This is a genomic window from Bradyrhizobium cosmicum (genome assembly GCF_007290395.2).
Classification (GTDB): Bacteria; Pseudomonadota; Alphaproteobacteria; order Rhizobiales; family Xanthobacteraceae; genus Bradyrhizobium; species Bradyrhizobium cosmicum.
In genome coordinates this window covers 265,197-282,520 of the sequence record NZ_CP041656.2, presented here as the reverse complement: position 1 = coordinate 282,520, position 17,324 = coordinate 265,197, and the positions used below count along the sequence as shown (strand labels likewise).

Annotated in this window: 14 protein-coding genes and 1 tRNA gene; 7 read left to right on the top strand and 8 right to left on the bottom strand. The window is 66.6% G+C overall.

Annotated elements, in window-relative coordinates; all coding sequences use genetic code 11:
* Positions 1-63 precede the first annotated feature (63 nt).
* The 5 genes from FNV92_RS01315 to FNV92_RS01295 form a co-directional block, all read right to left on the bottom strand.
* Entirely contained in the window at positions 64-1,671 is a 1,608-nt protein-coding gene (locus FNV92_RS01315) for a hypothetical protein (RefSeq protein ID WP_143842537.1), read from the bottom strand.
* A 167-nt stretch (positions 1,672-1,838) separates the two neighbouring features.
* Positions 1,839-1,914: transfer RNA gene (locus tag FNV92_RS01310), tRNA-Thr, on the bottom strand.
* 100 nt (positions 1,915-2,014) lie between these two features.
* Entirely contained in the window at positions 2,015-3,736 is a 1,722-nt protein-coding gene (locus tag FNV92_RS01305; RefSeq protein ID WP_143842538.1) for a heme biosynthesis protein HemY, read from the bottom strand.
* A 36-nt stretch (positions 3,737-3,772) separates the two neighbouring features.
* Positions 3,773-5,008, bottom strand: coding sequence for a COG4223 family protein (locus FNV92_RS01300; RefSeq protein ID WP_143842539.1), 1,236 nt, complete (start codon positions 5,006-5,008; stop codon positions 3,773-3,775).
* 65 nt (positions 5,009-5,073) lie between these two features.
* Positions 5,074-5,835 carry a uroporphyrinogen-III synthase gene (locus FNV92_RS01295; protein ID WP_143842540.1) on the bottom strand — a complete coding sequence of 254 codons (762 nt, stop codon included), beginning with the start codon at positions 5,833-5,835 and terminating at the stop codon, positions 5,074-5,076.
* A 151-nt stretch (positions 5,836-5,986) separates the two neighbouring features.
* Here FNV92_RS01295 and tsaD point away from each other — a divergent pair, with 151 nt between their 5' ends.
* Genes tsaD through FNV92_RS01280 form a run of 3 tightly spaced genes read left to right on the top strand, consistent with a single transcriptional unit; the run spans position 5,987 to position 8,459 of the window.
* Positions 5,987-7,060, top strand: coding sequence for a tRNA (adenosine(37)-N6)-threonylcarbamoyltransferase complex transferase subunit TsaD (gene tsaD / locus FNV92_RS01290; protein ID WP_143842541.1), 1,074 nt, complete (start codon positions 5,987-5,989; stop codon positions 7,058-7,060).
* 2 nt (positions 7,061-7,062) lie between these two features.
* Positions 7,063-8,043: an NAD(P)H-dependent glycerol-3-phosphate dehydrogenase gene (locus FNV92_RS01285; RefSeq protein ID WP_143842542.1), complete on the top strand. Its 981-nt coding sequence runs from the start codon at positions 7,063-7,065 to the stop codon at positions 8,041-8,043.
* A 2-nt stretch (positions 8,044-8,045) separates the two neighbouring features.
* Entirely contained in the window at positions 8,046-8,459 is a 414-nt protein-coding gene (locus FNV92_RS01280; RefSeq protein WP_143842543.1) for an EVE domain-containing protein, read from the top strand.
* A 15-nt stretch (positions 8,460-8,474) separates the two neighbouring features.
* On the opposite strand, the gene FNV92_RS01275 is transcribed toward FNV92_RS01280, so the two are convergent.
* Entirely contained in the window at positions 8,475-9,644 is a 1,170-nt protein-coding gene (locus FNV92_RS01275) for a DNA topoisomerase IB (RefSeq protein WP_143842544.1), read from the bottom strand.
* A gap of 412 nt (positions 9,645-10,056) precedes the next feature.
* Between FNV92_RS01275 and acs the strand changes: the two genes are divergently transcribed.
* Both acs and FNV92_RS01265 read left to right on the top strand, forming a co-directional pair.
* Positions 10,057-12,003, top strand: coding sequence for an acetate--CoA ligase (gene acs, locus FNV92_RS01270; protein WP_168213396.1), 1,947 nt, complete (start codon positions 10,057-10,059; stop codon positions 12,001-12,003).
* Positions 12,004-12,443: 440 nt separating this feature from the next.
* Positions 12,444-12,959 (top strand): L,D-transpeptidase, encoded by a 516-nt coding sequence (locus FNV92_RS01265; RefSeq protein WP_143842545.1) that lies wholly within the window; start codon positions 12,444-12,446, stop codon positions 12,957-12,959.
* Positions 12,960-13,015: 56 nt separating this feature from the next.
* On the opposite strand, the gene FNV92_RS01260 is transcribed toward FNV92_RS01265, so the two are convergent.
* Together FNV92_RS01260 and FNV92_RS01255 are read right to left on the bottom strand one after the other, a co-directional pair.
* A complete protein-coding gene (locus tag FNV92_RS01260; protein WP_143842546.1) occupies positions 13,016-13,606 on the bottom strand; it encodes a thermonuclease family protein in 591 nt (196 codons plus the stop codon).
* Between the two features lie 56 nt (positions 13,607-13,662).
* Positions 13,663-13,860, bottom strand: a complete 198-nt coding sequence (locus tag FNV92_RS01255; protein ID WP_143842547.1) for a DUF1674 domain-containing protein — start codon at positions 13,858-13,860, stop codon at positions 13,663-13,665.
* Positions 13,861-14,045: 185 nt separating this feature from the next.
* Between FNV92_RS01255 and FNV92_RS01250 the strand changes: the two genes are divergently transcribed.
* On the top strand, positions 14,046-15,392 hold the full coding sequence (locus tag FNV92_RS01250; protein WP_143842548.1) for an RsmB/NOP family class I SAM-dependent RNA methyltransferase: 1,347 nt from the start codon (positions 14,046-14,048) through the stop codon (positions 15,390-15,392).
* 155 nt (positions 15,393-15,547) lie between these two features.
* Positions 15,548-17,266 (top strand): heparinase II/III family protein, encoded by a 1,719-nt coding sequence (locus FNV92_RS01245; RefSeq protein ID WP_168213776.1) that lies wholly within the window; start codon positions 15,548-15,550, stop codon positions 17,264-17,266.
* Positions 17,267-17,324: the final 58 nt, after the last annotated feature.

Below are 17,324 nucleotides of genomic sequence, written 5' to 3'. Positions count from 1 at the left end.
CGGCCGGGATTATGTGATCAGCCTCACACGGACTGCCGGTCCGTTCGAACCGGCCCGCCGCGGTCAGCATCCGCGCCGATAGACCCGCAGCGTCACGTCCGGAAATGTCATGGTCTCCAGCACGCAGACACTCTTGTCGGCATCCATGCGGGCCATGAGCTCGTCACCGACGCGCGGCCCCACCAGCGTGTGCGGGATCGAGCTCGAGAGCACGAGGATCTCCGACTTCAACAGCGCATCTCCTGTCGCCTGCGGGCTTCGGTGAAACAGCTCGTTGCGTATGACGAGATTCATTTTCGCCTGCGCGGCATAGAGGTGAATGGTCGCTGACGTGACCGGATAGGGGCTCGAGAAGCCGACGGTGAGAGGGCCGGGCTGCTCCGGCTTCATGTCGCGCAGTAACGACCAGAGCCGTTCGGTCGCAACGCGTATGCTCTCCTGCTGCTGAACGCTCAGCGGCGTCGCCGTACTGATCTGGCCGATAACCACGTGCCGGACGAAAAGCTGGGCAACAAACGCCAGCATCAGCACCCGGGCGGCCGTGAGCGTGGTGCGGCGGATGTCGTTGTGGAGACCGAAGCGGGCAAGAAGCTCTTCAACAAGCGCGAAGCTCACGCAGCCATTGAGCACCATGGCGACGATGAACAGGCCATAGAACATCGCGCCAAAATAATAGGTCTTGATCTCCGCAACGGACGGAATGGCGTAGGCGATGAGCACGGTCGCCAGTAGAACGACGGCGTCAAGCAGCGCGGCCTTGCCATGAATGGCCGCGAGCACGAGACGCAGCAGCATCAATGCCAACCCGATGGCGAACCAGTAACGCAGGCCAAACTGTCCCTCGCCGCCGATCGAAAAGCGTAGCAGTCCGGGCCAGAAGCTTTCGCCCGTGGACCAGAGGTCGCGCTGACCGACGAATACGTTGAAGATGTAGGTGACGGTCTCGACGAGGGCGGGCCCGATCAACGCCGCGATGGTCGCAATCAATGGCAACATGAACCAAAGCAGCGCGCTGAACGCAGCACGGAACGACAACCGCAATCCCCCGGCCTGGATGCAATCGGCGAACAGCCGGATCGCAAAGGCGCTGCCGAGCAAGACGAGTGCGGCGGGAAATGCCGTCGGCTTGATGCTGGCGGCGAGTGCGCAGGCAACGCCCAGGCCCGCCAGCGAACGCACGCTGCGATCAAGCACGCCACGATCGACAATGGCTCCAGCCATAAGACCGATGGCAAGCCCTGAGGGCAGATCGGGCCGCGCTTCGGTGACCGTGTGCCACAAAACCGGTACGCAAGGCACCGCAATCAGGCACGCCGCGATCTCGAGCACCGGCCGGCGCCAGAGCAGCCAGACGATCCCAAGCAGGAATGCGAAGACAACCACGGCGTTAACGAGATAAGGCCCGATGAAGCTGCCGGGAAACAGCGTAAATCCGATGGCAGCAACCAGTGTCGAGAACGGTGCGTGATGATGCAGCAGACCCCAAGCACTGGCCAGGATGCTTTGGCCTTCTGCCGCATTCATCCACCCGATGGCGTCGAGGAAATAGGAGACGTCGTCATAGAGCGGCGGAACGGAGAGCCGGCTGTGCAGGCGCGAGATTTCGAGCGATCGCGCAGCGACGATCGTGGTCATGCCTGCGGCGAGAATCACGAGACCGGCCAACCGCACCCATGCGCTCTGGTCCGTTTTCCTGGCCCCGTTCTCCGTGTCCACCGCTTGGCCCCGTCACGCGCACGCGTCAGTGGCGCATCGTAGTGGCGCCCGCGCGAAGCACAACGCGCGCAGTCTTCGGGAGGCAAACCGCAGGCCTGTGACGATCGGATGAATTGGGGCGCTGGTGCCGCAAGAGGGATTCGAACCCCCGACCCCGTCATTACGAATGACGTGCTCTACCAACTGAGCTATTGCGGCTAACCCTGCCGGGGCCCGGGCGATGCCGGCCCCGATACGCGCGCTTCTGATATCGGGCATGGCCCGAATTGGCAAGGACAAGCGGGGCGCGAAATGCGGCTCACGCGCCCCAGCGGGACCAGAATCCACGCCAGCCGCCGGCCTGGGCTTTGGGCGTGCCGATTTGTTCCGTAAATTCATCGCTCGGCCCCTCGTCATCGATCCCGGGATCATCTGGAGCTCGGACGATCGGGAGGACGGCGGAAATCGGGGCAGGCGCGGCCTTGCCGAGGTCGGCACGGGTCCTGAACACCGGGGTTGCCGCCGCGGGCGATGATTCGGCGGGCGCGGGGGCCGGCTCGGCCGGCGTGACCGCCGGCTCTTCCAGGACGGCCAGCGGTGAATTGTCCTGCGCGGCGGGCGTCGACGCAGCCGAAGCCGGTTCCACCGGATTGTCGCTCGGGGCCGCCGTCACCCGTTTCGGCGGCGGGGCCGCCAGCATCGCTTCCTCGAACGCCGAGGATTCGATCGTCGTCCCCCTGTCCGAGGGCAGGCTTGCGACCGGCGTCTGCCACTGGAAGGCATCGAGCCGGCCGGTGACAGGCGACACCGGACGCCAGCGGTCGCTGACATAGCCGTCCGCGGTCCAGGCCGGATCGTGGCGGGCGCGCACGGCCCGCAAGGTCCAGGCGCGGGCGCGGCCGCCGTCGCCATGCTCGGTGCGCTCGATCTCGGCCATCAGAAGCGCAACGCGCTGGGTCGGATCGTTGACGTAAGGCGTCAGCACCGCGCGAGCGCGGGCGAACTCGGAGGCATCGATCGCCGCGCGCGCGATCGCAAGCTGGCCCTCGACATGGCCGGCCTTGTCGGCCGGCGTCTTCGCCGCAAGCGTCTCGACCCGCTGCAGGCGCTGCCGCGCGGAATCGCCGAGCTTCACATGCGCGTAGGCGTCCGCGAGATCTGGATGCGGGTTGGCGAGCCAAGCGGCTTCGACCAGCTTCATGGCGCGGCGCACCTGATGCGCCTCGCTCTCGAATTTTGCCGCGAGCACCGCGGCCGGCACCAGGGTCGGTGCCAGCTTGATCGCTTCCATCACGCTCTCGCGCGCGACGTCGCGATCCATCGTCTCCAATTCCAGCGCCCGTGCGGTGAGCAGCACGCCGCGCTGGCGGCGATAGGCCTGCTTGTCGATTAGGCCAGCGGCCAGATTCGAATCGAGGATCGCGAGCGCGCCGCTCCAGTCGCCGCGCGCGCAGCGGAAACCGAGCACCGCATGCGAGGCCCAGGTCGAGGACGGCGACAGCCTGATCGCTTCCTCGGCGATCATGACGGCGCCGACCGCATCGTCGGCGCGCTGCGCCTCGATGAACAGGCCGCGCAGACCAAGCAGCCGCGTGTCCTCGCGCTCGGCCATGACTCGGAAGACCCGCTGGGCCTCGTCGCGATTGCCTTCGAGCTGAGCCGACTGCGCGTGCAGGAGCAACGCGAGCGGATCGTTCGCGGCAAGGCGCCGCGCGGTATCGGCGTGACGACGGGCGAGCGCGGCATCGCCATGACCGATCGCAAGCAGGCCGTGGGTGATGGCGTGGCGCCCGCGCGCGTGGCGCTTCTCATGACGACGGCGGCGCAGACGGCCCGGCGTGCGCCAGAGCGTCGTCAGGATGCTCCAGGCCAGCACGACGGCCACGGCAAAGAGGCCGAGCAGGAACACGAACCTGGGAAGTGTCGTCGAGGCGCGGAAGCCGCCCGCAGTGAGGACGAGATCGCCAGGCTGATCGGCAATCCAGGCCGCGCCGGCGCCCGCCAGCGCGATCAGAACGAGGAAGAGGACGATGCGAAGCATGACGATCCCTATACGCGCAGATTGTTGCGCGAACCTTTATTGAGCGGGCTTTGCGAGATCCGCCATGGCATCGTCGGCGAATTTACGGGACGCGGCGAGCGCGGCGTCGCGGGCATCGGCCTTGTCGAGCCAGGCCTGCGCCGGCGTACGATCGGCCTCGGGCAACGTCTTGAGCTCGCGCCGCGCTTCGACGAAGTCATTGCGCAGCGCCGCGGCCGTCACCCGCGCGACGATGGCGCCGCGGTCGTTGCCGACCCCATCGGTGCGCTCGATGCGGACGAGTTTCGACGCGCCTGCCTGGAGCCGCTCGACGATGCCGGCATTGGCGGCGGGAGCTTCCGGCGGCGGAGAGAGTTTCGGCACGATGTTGAGCAGTTCGCGGCTCAGCGCGACCGGCGTCGGGATGCCTGACGATGCGAAGCCGTCGAGCGGCTTCAGCACATCGGGCTTGCTCGCCAGCGACCGCGCCGCGGACAACTGCGACTGATAGGGATCGCCATGGCGAACGGCAACGTCGAGCAGGGTCGCCGCCACCACATGCCGCAGCGGCTTGTCGTCCATCTTCTCGCCCTGTTGTGCGAGCTCGGCCCGTTCGGTCTTGCTGGCGCGCTCAAGCTGCGCGACGCGGTTGGCGAGATCGGACGATGTTGCAACATCGCGCGGCGCCGATTTCGCATCGTTCAACGCGCTCGCGGTCTTGTCGGATTGCGCCCGCAGATTGGCGATGTCGCCGCGCAACGCGCCGGCCAATTTTTCCAGCGCGTCGATCCGCGCCACCATGGCCGGATCCGCCGCGGGCTTGCCAATTCTGGTTTCGAGTGCGGCGACGCGTCCGCTCAGCGCCTCCACCGTCGCGCTCGTCACCTGCGGCGCGGCGGGCGGCGCCTGCACGGCCGGCCAGCCCAGCATCCAGCCGACCGCGATCACGATCGCAGCTCCGGCCGCTCCGGCGAACGGGGCGACGACCCAGGGTGACACCGGCGCGGACGCGGGTGCAGCGGCGGCGGCCGCCTCGGCGTGATCGGACTGCTGGTCAGGCTCGGCAAGGTCAGGCTTGGCCGGATCAGGCTTGGTCAAGTCAGGCTGGGCTTCGTCGGCACCAACCTGCTCGTGCGCGCCCTGCCCGGGCGACGGCTGAGCCTCGGGCTCGGCCGCCACCTCCCGCGGCTGGGTGGAAACTTCGGTCGCCTCAAGCTCGATGGTGGGCGGCGTGCGCTTGGCGCGGCCGGATTCGGGAGCCAATCCTGCGTCTTCAGGCTTGTCGTCGGCCATCGTGACGGTTCCTCACACTTACATGCCCTAAACGGACCCGATTGCGTCGGATTCGGCCCGACCTCTTACGCCAAACGGGTGCGCAAAGCACGCTCCAAGGCATCGAACAGGGCATTTTCGTCCGGGCTCGCGGCCACCAGAACCTGTGACGCACCGGCATCGCGCAGCACGCTGGCGACCGTCTCGGACAGGCAGCATTGCGGGATCGCCAGCGCCGAGATTTCGACGCCTTCGTCCCGCGCGGCATCCAGGAAGGCGCGCGCGCTGCGCCGGGAGTAATGCAGCACCGCCTCGATCCCATGGTTGGCAAAGCCGTCGCAAACCTCGCGCGGCAGCACCCTGACCGGAGCCATGCGATAGGTCGTCTGCGTCACCACGTTGAATCCTTCGGCGCCAAGTTCCGCGCCGAGATCGCGCGACAGATCAGCACCCGCCAGATACAGCAGCGTGCTTTTCATCTTCAGCACCTTGTCGCGCGCGCTCTGCATCACTCTGTCACGCAAGGCTGCGGCATCGCCGGCCGCGACGATCACCTCGGTAAAGCCGGCGGCGCGGGCCGCCGCAGCCGTATGCTCGCCGACCGCGAACAGCGGCAGCTTCAGCAGCCCAAGGTTCTTCAAGCCAAGGTCCTGCAATTGCGGCGCGACGGCCCGGATCGCATTGCCCGATGTCACGATGATGGCGCTGTAGTTCGCTTCACTCTCGTCATGGAAGGCGACCGGCTCGAACTTGAGCACCGGCGCGAGCAGCACCACATGACCCCGCGCGCGCAAATTCTCCGCCGTCGCCTCGTTGTCGGGATGCGGCCGTGTGACAAGAATGGACATCGCAGGTGTTCCGGAAACCACGTGGCGGTGACGCATTGACGAGGATCGATGCGCGTGACGATTGCGCAGGCCGACCCCGGAATGCTACCGGACGTACCAGAACTCTGCTTTACGGATGAGCGCAAGGCGCAAATTGGATAACGATTCGCCAATGCTGGTACTGGGCATCGAGACCACCTGCGACGAGACCGCCGCAGCCGTGATCGAGCGCGCGCCTGACGGCAGCGGGAAGATCCTGTCCAACATCGTCCGGTCGCAGGTCGAGGAGCACGCCCGCTTCGGCGGCGTCGTGCCCGAGATCGCCGCACGCGCGCATGTCGACCTGCTCGACGGCATCATCGACCGCGCGATGCGCGAGGCCGGGATCGGCTTCGCCCAGCTTGATGGCGTCGCGGCGGCCGCAGGGCCGGGGCTGATCGGCGGCGTCATCGTCGGGCTCACCACCGCGAAGGCGATCGCGATGGTTCATGACACCCCGCTGGTCGCGGTGAACCATCTCGAAGCGCACGCGCTGACGCCGCGCCTGACCGACGGGGTTGAATTTCCCTACTGCCTGTTCCTCGCCTCCGGCGGCCATACCCAGATCGTCGCAGTCACCGGCGTCGGCCAGTATGTGCGACTCGGCACCACGGTCGACGACGCCATCGGCGAGGCCTTCGACAAGGTCGCGAAGATGCTGGGCCTGCCATATCCCGGCGGTCCGCAGGTCGAACGCGCCGCGGCCGGCGGCGACGCCACGCGCTTTGCATTTCCGCGGCCCATGCAGGGGCGCCCCGATGCCAACTTCTCGCTATCAGGGTTGAAGACAGCGGTGCGCAACGAAGCGAGCCGCCTCGCCGAGATCACGCCGCAGGACATCAGCGACCTCTGCGCAAGCTTCCAGGCTGCCGTGCTGGACTCCACCGCCGACCGGCTACGGGTAGGCTTGAGGCTTTTCCGCGAACGGTTCGGCGCACCGCATGCGCTGGTGGCGGCCGGCGGCGTCGCCGCCAATCAGGCGATTCGTGGCGCGCTCTTTGACGTGGCGCGGCAAGCCGGGACGCAGCTGATCATGCCGCCGCCCGCGCTCTGCACCGACAACGGCGCGATGATCGCCTGGGCCGGCGCCGAACGCCTCGCACTCGGCCTGACCGATACGATGGAAGCCCAGCCCCGCGCGCGCTGGATGCTCGACGCGAACGCCAAGGCTCCGGCGGGCTACGGCAGAACGCGGGCGGGATACTGACGATGGCTGCCTTCGACTCGGTCACGGTGATCGGGGCGGGTGCCTGGGGCACGGCGCTGGCGACAGTGGCGGCGCGTGCCGGGCGGAGCGTAACGCTGTGGGCGCGCAATGCGGAGCATGTGACGCGGATCGCATCGACCCGCGAAAATCCACGGCTGCCCGGCGTTCGGCTGGCGCCGGAGATCATCATCACGCACGAGCTCGCGGAAGCCGCGCGCGCGGACATGTTGCTGATCGCGACGCCGGCGCAGCATCTGCGCGGCGCGGTCAACATGCTGGCCTCGCATCTGGCAAGGCCGGTGCCGATCGTCGCCTGCGCCAAGGGCATCGAGCACGGCACCCACAAATTCATGACCGACGTGATCGCCGAAGCCGCACCGCACGCGCAGCCGGCGATCCTGTCGGGCCCCAGCTTTGCCGACGACGTCGCGCGCGGATTGCCGACGGCGGTGACGCTGGCGGCCAAGGATGACGCGCTGGCAAGCGCGATGGTGAAGGCGCTGGGCTCGCCCACGTTCCGGCCGTATCATTCGACCGACATCCGCGGCGTCGAGATCGGCGGCGCCGCCAAGAACGTGCTGGCGATCGCGGTCGGCATCGCCGTCGGGCGCAAGCTCGGCGCCTCCGCGCAGGCCGCACTCACGACCCGCGGCTTCGCCGAGCTGACGCGGCTCGGCCGCGCACTGGGTGCGCGCCACGAGACACTCACCGGCCTGTCCGGTCTTGGCGACCTGATCCTGACCTGCGCGAGCCCGCAATCACGCAATTTCGCACTCGGCCTCGCACTCGGCCGTGGCGAGCAGCCGCCCGCCGGCAAGCTTGCCGAGGGCGAGTTCACCGCGCCGGTGCTGATCGAGCTCGCGGCTTCGCAAGACATCGAGATGCCGGTATCGGAAGCCGTCGCCTCGATCCTGGGCGGCCGGAGCACGATCGATGCCGCGATCTCGGGGCTGCTGACGCGGCCGTTCAAGTCAGAGGAATGAACATGGCGTACTGGCTGGTGAAATCCGAACCGTCGGTGTGGTCCTGGGACCAGCAGGTGGCGAAGGGCGCCAAGGGCGAAGCCTGGACCGGCGTGCGCAATTACACCGCGCGCATCAACCTCGTGAACATGAAGAAGGGCGACAAGACGTTCTTCTATCATTCCAACGAGGGCAAGGAGATCGTCGGCATCGCCGAGATCATCAAGGAAGCCTACCCCGACCCGACCGACAAGACCGGGAAATTCGTCTGCGTCGACATCAAGGCCGACAAGCCCTTGAAGACGCCGGTGACGATGGCCGCCATCAAGGCCGAGAAGAAGCTCGCCGACATGGCGCTGGTAAAATATTCGCGGCTGTCGGTGCAGCCGGTGACGGCTGAGGAATGGAAGCTCGTCTGCAAAATGGGCGGGGTCTAGTTTACCGCAGCTCGCCTACACCGCCGCGGTCGCAACCACCTGCTGCAACAACTGCTCGCGCCTCGCCTGCGAGCGCTGGCCCTTCATGGTCGCGGCAAAGCGCTCCAAAATGCCGTCCTCGAAGGCGGTGACGATGGTGTCGTGAACGTAGCTCTTGCGGCAGATCGCTGGCGTGTTGGAGAGCTTGTCGGCGGCGGCGCGGATCGCATCCAGCACCTGCTTCTTGCGGCCGCGCTGGCTGGTCGCCGGCGTGATCCGCGACAGCGATTCGACGACGACGGCAGAGGCCATCAGGGTGCGGAAATCCTTCAGCGAGATCTTGATGCCGGCGATCTCGCGCAGGAACGCGTTCACCTGCGTGGTGCTGACCGCGCGCACGATGCCGTAGGCGTCGCGGTATTGGAACATGCGCTTGCCGGGAACGCCCTGCAGAATGCCGATGGCGCGCACCAGCTTGGCGGCGTCGCATTCTTTCCGGACCGCCTTGCCGCCCTTCGCCTTGAAGGTCAGCACGAAGCAATCGTCTTCGAGTGTGACGTTGGACTTCAGCAGCGTGGTCGCACCACGGGTGCCGTTGAGGCGGGCATAGGATTCATTGCCGGGACGGATCGCGGTGCGCGCGATCAGCTCGATCACGGCCGAGAGCGCGAACTCGCGCGTCGGCTCGTCGCCCGACAGGAACGCGGAAACCTTGCGCCGGATCTTTGGCAGCGCGCCGACCAGCTTCTCCAGGCGATGCGCCTTGCGGTGCTCGCGGACCTTTTCCCAGTCGGCGTGATAGCGATATTGCAGCCGGCCCGCGGCATCGCGTCCCACCGCCTGCAGATGCGAGCTTGGATCGGCCGAGTAGCGCACCTCGCGATAGGCCGGCGGCACCGCCATGGCGTGCAGCCGCCGGATCGTGCGGGCGTCGCGGATATGCGCGCCATTGGGGCGGACGAAGGCATAGCCCTTCCCGCGCTTGATGCGCCGGATCTTAAGCTCATTCTGGTCGCCCAGCCGCAGGCCCAGTTCCTTGGCGATCGCTTCGACCGAGGTCGGGGGCGCCGTGTCGAACACCTTTTTCGGGCTGAGACGGCTGGAACCGGCCGGTTTCGGCCATTGTCCGAGGGCCTTGGCCAGGGCGACAGCAGCAGGATCGGCCGAAGCGGGCCGTATCGTCCCGAGATTCTGCTGATCCATCATGGTCTTAAGCCTTAGCCCTGTCTGTTGTCGGTCAATGCCGCTGTTCTGATTTTTGTTCCAAGGGGTCCTCGGACGGTCCCTTGGGACCCGGGTTGGCCATTTAGGGTGTTCCGAACAGCATTGCGAGTCCCGAATCAGTGACAGACGGTCTCTGGATACCGCATACGGCGCATGGGGCCTCTGCGCCGGCCCATTCCCAGCATCTCGGTAAAGACCCCGAGGCCCTCCCCTCAGGCTCTTTCAGATCTATGACAGCCACACCCGGTGCCTTGATCCTCCGCATGGCCGGCTGCCCGCCGAAGGTCCAGCTTGTGCTCCTTGTCGGGTCCGGTTAGCCCGGCACATAATCGGTTCAATGATCAAGTCGGCTCGCCGGCGGCCTGCGCCCGGCTTGCCGCAGGTGGAGGGAAACATGTCCGAGAAGATCTACGACGTCCCCGCGGAATGGGCCAAGCGCGCCTGGGTCGACCAGGCCAAGTACAAGGACATGTACGCGCGCTCGATCTCGGACCCGAACGCGTTCTGGGCCGAACAGGCCAAGCGCATCGACTGGATGCACGCGCCGACCAAGATCGAGAACGTCTCGTTCGCGCCCGGCAACATCTCGATCAAATGGTTCGAGGACGGCATCCTCAACGTCGCCCATAACTGCATCGACCGGCATCTGCACAATCGCGCCAACCAGACCGCAATCATCTGGGAAGGCGACGATCCCTCGCAGTCGAAGCACATCACCTATCAGGAGCTTCACGACGAGGTCTGCCGGATGGCCAACATCCTGCGCACCCGCAACGTCAAGAAGGGCGACCGCGTCACCATCTACCTGCCGATGATTCCGGAAGCGGCCTACGCGATGCTGGCCTGCGCACGGATCGGTGCGATCCATTCCGTGGTGTTCGCGGGCTTCTCGCCCGATAGCCTCGCCCAGCGCATCAACGACTGCCAATCCAAGGTCGTCATCACGGCGGACGAAGGCCTGCGGGGCGGCAAGAAGGTGCCGCTGAAGGCCAATGTGGACGCGGCGCTCGCCAAGGCCGACGGCGTCGACTGGGTCGTCGTGGTCAAGCGCACCGGCGGCAAGGTCGACATGAACCCCACCCGCGACCTCTGGTATCACGAGGCGGCGGCGATGGTGACGACGGAGTGCCCCGCCGAGCACATGCACGCCGAGGATCCGCTGTTCATCCTCTACACTTCGGGCTCGACCGGCCAGCCCAAGGGCGTGCTGCACACCTCGGGCGGCTATCTCGTGTTCGCGTCGATGACGCATCAATACGTCTTCGACTATCACGACGGCGACATCTACTGGTGCACGGCCGACGTCGGCTGGGTCACCGGCCACAGCTACATTCTGTACGGACCGCTCGCCAACGGCGCGACCACGCTGATGTTCGAAGGCGTGCCGAATTACCCGGATAATTCGCGGTTCTGGAACGTCATCGACAAGCACAAGGTCAACATCTTCTACACCGCCCCGACGGCGATCCGCGCGCTGATGCAGAGCGGCGACGAGCCCGTGAAGAAGACCTCGCGCGCGAGCTTGCGCCTGCTCGGCTCGGTCGGCGAACCCATCAATCCGGAAGCTTGGGAATGGTATCACCGCGTCGTCGGCGATGACCGCTGTCCGATCGTCGACACCTGGTGGCAGACCGAAACCGGCGGCATCCTGATCACGCCGCTGCCGGGCGCGACGAAACTCAAGCCGGGTTCGGCGACGCAGCCGTTCTTCGGCGTGGTGCCCGAGATTGTCGATGCCGACGGCAAGACGCTGGAAGGCGAGACCACCGGAAATCTCTGCCTCACGCGCTCCTGGCCGGGCCAGATGCGCACCGTCTATGGCGATCACGCCCGCTTCGAGCAGACCTACTTCTCGACATACCCGGGCAAGTATTTCACCGGCGACGGCTGCCGGCGCGACGCCGACGGCTATTACTGGATCACCGGCCGCGTCGACGACGTCATCAACGTCTCCGGCCACCGCATGGGGACGGCCGAAGTCGAGAGCGCGCTGGTCGCGCATGAGAAGGTCTCGGAAGCCGCCGTGGTCGGCTTCCCGCACGACATCAAGGGCCAGGGCATCTACGCCTACGTCACCCTGATGTCCGGCATCGAGCCGACCGACGACCTGCGCAAGGAGCTCGTCACCTGGGTGCGCAAGGAGATCGGACCGATCGCCTCGCCCGACCAGATCCAGTTCGCGCCCGGCCTGCCCAAGACCCGCTCCGGCAAGATCATGCGCCGCATCCTGCGCAAGATCGCCGAGGACGAGCCGGGCAGCCTCGGTGACACCTCGACTTTGGCCGATCCCGGCGTCGTCGATGATCTCGTCAAGAACCGGCAGAACAAGAAGCCGGCGTAAGCCAAGGCCTCGTACCCCGGACGCAGCCCAGCGCGCACTCCTGGCGATGCGAAGCATCGTCGAGTCGCGGTTCGCTGCAGATCCGGGGCCCAACTCTCCACGCGCAAAGAGCGGGGTCCCGCTCTGCGCCGCGTCACTTCGTGCCGCGCCTTGTCCGGACACGAGACCGGGCTTCAAAGCCCCCTACAACAACCGCGGTTCACACCCTCACGCTCTTGTCAGGACGCAGGCGGCTACGGCCGCACCTTTCCCGCCGAGTGTTGTTTTCAGGTCATTTACTTTATTTCGAACATTTCCTTTGTTCCCCGTGCTGGCGGCCCCTTGGCGGCCGCGTGTGGAAACCATCCGGTTAACAGGCGCGGTTAAGAATGTCGGGGCAAGCCGGCAATTGCCGGTTCTGCGTGAATTTGGACGACCCGTTCGGGCGAGGGGGAAAATTGATGTCGATGAGGATTGCAGTGGCGTTTGCCGCCACCATCGGGGCCGGGATCTTGATGTCGACGGCGGCGCAGGCGCGTCCGGAAATGGTGGGGACGCACCTGGCCGATTATTCGCCGGGCACCATCGTGGTGAAAACCAACGAGCGGCGGCTTTATCTCATCCTCGATAACGGCCACGCGGTGCGCTATCCGGTCGGCGTCGGCAAGTCCGGCAAACAGTGGGCCGGGACCACCCGCATCGACGGCAAGTATCGCAACCCGGCGTGGGCGCCGCCCGCCGAGGTGAAGCGCGACAAGCCGAGCATTCCCGACGTCATTCCCGGCGGCTCGCCGCATAACCCGATGGGCGTTGCGGCGATGACGCTGGCCGGCGGCGAATATGCGATCCACGGCACCAACGTGCCGGGCTCGATCGGCGGTTTCGTCTCCTACGGCTGCATCCGCATGCTCAACGACGACATCACCGATCTCTACAGCCGCGTCTCCGTCGGCACGACGGTTGTCGTGACGCGCTGATCGCCGGCATCGGCACGGAGTTGCAAAGGCCGCGTCCGACGACGCGGCCTTTCTTGTCACCAGAAGCGCCAGCCCCGCGCGCACCAGCCGTCGCGGTGACCGCCATTGTAGCTGCGCACGTGACCGCCCGCGAGCAGCGCCGCCGAGACATTGGCGGTGCGTCTGGTCGCAACGTCGGCGAGAACGCGACCGTATTTGTCCTGGCCAAGATTGAAGATCGTGACGCCGCCCTGGCCAAGCAGGTTGCGCAGCGCGTCGCTGGCGGCTTCGGCCTTGTCCAGCTCATCCTGGCAGGACGCCTTCATCTCGGGCGCATCGATACCCCGCAGCCTGACACGCGCGACCAGGTCGCGGCCGTCGCGCTGGTGCACACGCGCGAGGAAGGTGTCGCCATCGATGGTGCGGACGACGTCGACCGGGTGACGCGTGTCGGAGCTGCCGGACTGCTGCAGGATGATCTCGGCATCGCGCGATTGTCCGTCATTCGCATACGGAATGGGCCAGCTGGCCCCGTGCCGGAAGACCAGCACGATCGCCACGATGACGCCGACCACGAACATCCACGGCAACAGTCCTGCGAAGTGGCGGCCGAATGGCGAACCACTATAGGACGGCCGATAGGGATGGCTGGGGTCGAAACGCGGCATCCGCGCACGCTAGGGCTGAGTCGGCCGGGCGGGCAAGGGTAGCGAGAGCCGGTGCCTCAAAAGTCCGAGGCGATGCCCTTGCGTTCCCAGTCGCCATAGCGCGTCGGTTCGGGGCCCTTCGGTCCCTGCAATTCCTTCGGTGCCGCTGCGGCATGCGCCGCCGCGGCCTGCCGGCGCGCCTCGGCTTCGGCCAGCGCGCGCTGGGCGGCCGGCGGGAGCTGCTTGCGATCGGGAACGGAGGGCTCGTCACTCATCGTCCGGGTTCCTAGCGCAGGATCGGAAAACCTGCGACGTCCAATAACGCATTGCTGAAATGGTCCCGACGGGATGTAAACGCGGCAGGCCATTCTTACATTTGGCATATTCGCGTGCCACATCTGGTTTGTTAAGGCATGCGCCCCCTCGGCGGAACTGCCGCTCGCTAAGAACCTTAAGCCGCATGCCATCTCAACGTTTCGCTCCTCCGTCCGAAGTGCCCGGTCTCGCGGCGCGGCGGATTGCTGCTGACATCATCGACGGCGTGCTGCACAAGCACCGCACGCTCGACGACCAGCTCGACGGCAGCGGCGCTCATCCCGGACTGAAGACGCTGGCCGACCGCGACCGCGCGCTGATGCGGCGCCTGGTCGCGACGGTGCTGCGCCGGCTCGGCACGCTCGGCCATGTGCTGTCCCGCCTGCTCGACAAGGGCATTCCCACCGACGCGCCGCGCGCGCAGAGTGCGCTCCTGATCGGTGCCGCGCAGATTCTCTGGATGGACGTGCCCGATCACGCCGCCGTTGATCTCTCCGTCCGCCTCGTGCAATCCGACCGGCGCGCCGCGCGCTATGCCGGCCTCGTCAATGCCGTGCTGCGCCGCTGCGCGCGCGAAGGCAAGGCGCTGGTGGACGAGGTCGCTGCGCAATCGCTGGACCTGCCGCCCTGGATGGTCGCGCGCTGGAGCGCGCATTACGGCGAGGCCACCGCAAGAGACATGGCGCTGGCCCTCGGCCATGAGCCTTCGCTCGATCTCACCGTGAAGTCGGACCCCGCGCAATGGGCGAGCCGGCTGCATGGCGAGGTGTTGCCGACCGGATCGGTGCGTACGGTGCTGCACGGCTCGGTGACGGTGCTTCCTGGCTTCGCCGAAGGACAATGGTGGGTGCAAGACGCCGCCGCCGCGCTGCCGGCGCGACTGTTCGGCGACATCAAGCGCAAGTCCATCGCCGATCTCTGCGCCGCCCCCGGCGGCAAGACCGCGCAACTGGCGCTGGCCGGCGCGCATGTCACGGCGCTCGACCGCTCACCGGCCCGGGTGGCACGTCTGCGCGAGAATCTGGCGCGGTTGTCGCTCCAGGCCGAGACCGTCGTCGCTGACGCCGTCGACTGGGCCGGCCCGGCTGAAGGTTTTGACGGCGTCCTGATCGACGCGCCCTGCACCTCGACCGGCACGATCCGACGACATCCCGACGTCGCATGGCTGCGGCAGGAATCCGACATCGCCCCCCTGACCGCGCTCCAGCAGCGTCTGCTCAGGAAATCCGTCTCGCTGCTCAAGCCCGGCGGCACGCTGGTCTATTGCACGTGTTCGCTGGAACCCGAAGAGGGCGAGCAGGCGATCGCCACGCTGCTGCAAGCGGAGCCTGGCCTGCGCCGCGTCCCGATCGACGCTTCCGAGGTGTCCGGGCTCGGCGAGATCATCACCGCTGACGGGGACCTGCGCACCCTGCCCAGCCACCTTCCGAACGCAGATCCCAAGCTCGGCGGGCTCGACGGATTCTACGCGGCCCGGCTCGTTAAATCCTGATTTTGCACCGGTTTTTGCGGCGGCGCTGATTCGCACCCGTTCAAGGTGGTGTCAGCCGTCCGATTTTGGGATTAATAAGGATTCGTCGCTAATCCTCTCCCCCTTCAAGGCAAGGCGTGTCGGTCGCTCAACGCAGACGTATCTCGACGCTGGTGATGAACCGCTTCGCGCGGAACATGCTCGCGCGCGCGAGCGGCGGTTCTGTTGCGCTGTCGCGGGTCTGGCCGGGACGCACGGACAGGCTGATCATCGCTCCGCACGATTTGCGCACCGCGGATGCGACGCGGGCCGCCGAGATCTATGCCGGCCGCTTCGTCTTCGCCGGCAAGATCGTCAATTGCCACGGCCGCTCGATCTTCGATCTCGAACCGCCGTCGGAGGACTGGGAAGTCGCGCTGCTCGGCTTCGGCTGGCTGCGCCATTTGCGTGCCGCCGACACCGCGCTGACGCGCGCGAATGCACGCGCGCTGGTCGAGGACTGGATCTCCAATCCGAGCAACAAACGCCGCGCCGTCGCGCGGCGCGCCGACGTGCTGGCACGGCGCGTGATCTCGCTGCTGTCGCAGGCACCTTTGGTGCTCAACGACACCGACAACAAATTCTACCGTCGTTATCTGCGCGCGCTGGCGCGCGAGATCCGCTTGCTGCGCTACACCATGGTCGACATTCCCGATGGTGTGCCGAAGCTGCAGGTTCTGATCGCGCTGTGCTATGCTTCACTGTGCCTCGCCAACCAGGCGGGACAGATCCGCAGCGCGTCGAAAAAGCTTTCGGACGAGTTGCAGCGGCAGATCCTGCCCGACGGCGGACACATATCCCGCAATCCCGGTGCGCTGATCGAGCTCCTGATCGACCTGCTGCCGCTGCGGCAGACCTTTGCCGCACGCAACATCGCGCCGCCGCCGGCGCTGCTCAATGCGATCGACCGCATGATGCCGATGCTGCGCTTCTTCCGCCACGGCGACGGCAATTTTGCACTGTTCAACGGCATGAGCGCGACACCGTCGGACCTGCTCGCGACGCTGCTCGCCTATGATGACACCCACGGCGCGCCGATGGCGAACATGCCGCATACCGGTTTCCAGCGCCTCGATGCCGGCCAGACCACCGTGATCATCGACACGGGCCCACCGCCGCCGGCCGGAGTCAGCCACGACGCCCATGCCGGCTGCCTGTCGTTCGAACTGTCCTCCGGCATCAGCCGCATCGTCACCAATTGCGGCATGCCGACCACCGGCCGCGACAATTGGCGGCCGTTCGCGCGCGGCACCGCGGCGCATTCGACGCTGACCTATCACGAGACGTCCTCGTGCCAGTTCGTCGAGATGTCGGCGATGAAGCGCCTGTTGCACGGCTCGCCGGTCACCAGCGGCCCGGTCGAGGTCGAGAGCTATCGCGAGATCGTGCAGAACGGCACGCTGCTGACGACGTCGCATGACGGTTATCTCGCCAAATTCGGCGCGATCCATCGCCGCGTGCTGATGATCGCCAATGACGGTGCGCGCATCGACGGCGAGGACACGCTGTCTCCGCCGCAAGGCGGGCGCTTCAAGGGCGCCGACGCCGATTACGCGCTGCGCTTCCATCTGCATCCCGCGGTGAAGGCGAGCCGGCTGTCGGATGCCCGCGGCGTCATGCTGGTGCTGCCGAACCGCGACGTCTGGACCTTCGAGGCGCTCGACGACAAGGTCGACCTCGAGGACAGCGTGTTCCTGGCCGGTAACGACGGGCCGCGCCGCACCGCGCAGATCGTGATCCGGCAGGATGCCCGCCAGGCGCCCTCGATCCGCTGGAGCTTTGTCCGCTCCACCGCGTCGCCCGCGGTCACCAACGCCCGCCGCAACGCCCGTCGTGAGCCGGAACTTCCGCTGTAGACGCGCTCGATTCGGCCTCATCTCGTCGTTGTGAAAACGGCCAAAAGCTGCTATCGAG

Coding starts and splice junctions, on each gene's coding strand:
- FNV92_RS01280 (WP_143842543.1), top strand. CDS start 8,046: ATGGCGTACTGGCTGGTGAAATCCGAACCGTCGGTGTGGTCCTGGGAC.
- acs (WP_168213396.1), top strand. CDS start 10,057: ATGTCCGAGAAGATCTACGACGTCCCCGCGGAATGGGCCAAGCGCGCC.
- FNV92_RS01260 (WP_143842546.1), bottom strand. CDS start 13,606: ATGCCGCGTTTCGACCCCAGCCATCCCTATCGGCCGTCCTATAGTGGT.
- FNV92_RS01275 (WP_143842544.1), bottom strand. CDS start 9,644: ATGATGGATCAGCAGAATCTCGGGACGATACGGCCCGCTTCGGCCGAT.
- FNV92_RS01265 (WP_143842545.1), top strand. CDS start 12,444: ATGTCGATGAGGATTGCAGTGGCGTTTGCCGCCACCATCGGGGCCGGG.
- FNV92_RS01300 (WP_143842539.1), bottom strand. CDS start 5,008: ATGGCCGACGACAAGCCTGAAGACGCAGGATTGGCTCCCGAATCCGGC.
- FNV92_RS01250 (WP_143842548.1), top strand. CDS start 14,046: ATGCCATCTCAACGTTTCGCTCCTCCGTCCGAAGTGCCCGGTCTCGCG.
- FNV92_RS01305 (WP_143842538.1), bottom strand. CDS start 3,736: ATGCTTCGCATCGTCCTCTTCCTCGTTCTGATCGCGCTGGCGGGCGCC.
- FNV92_RS01255 (WP_143842547.1), bottom strand. CDS start 13,860: ATGAGTGACGAGCCCTCCGTTCCCGATCGCAAGCAGCTCCCGCCGGCC.
- FNV92_RS01245 (WP_168213776.1), top strand. CDS start 15,548: ATGAACCGCTTCGCGCGGAACATGCTCGCGCGCGCGAGCGGCGGTTCT.
- tsaD (WP_143842541.1), top strand. CDS start 5,987: ATGCTGGTACTGGGCATCGAGACCACCTGCGACGAGACCGCCGCAGCC.
- FNV92_RS01285 (WP_143842542.1), top strand. CDS start 7,063: ATGGCTGCCTTCGACTCGGTCACGGTGATCGGGGCGGGTGCCTGGGGC.
- FNV92_RS01295 (WP_143842540.1), bottom strand. CDS start 5,835: ATGTCCATTCTTGTCACACGGCCGCATCCCGACAACGAGGCGACGGCG.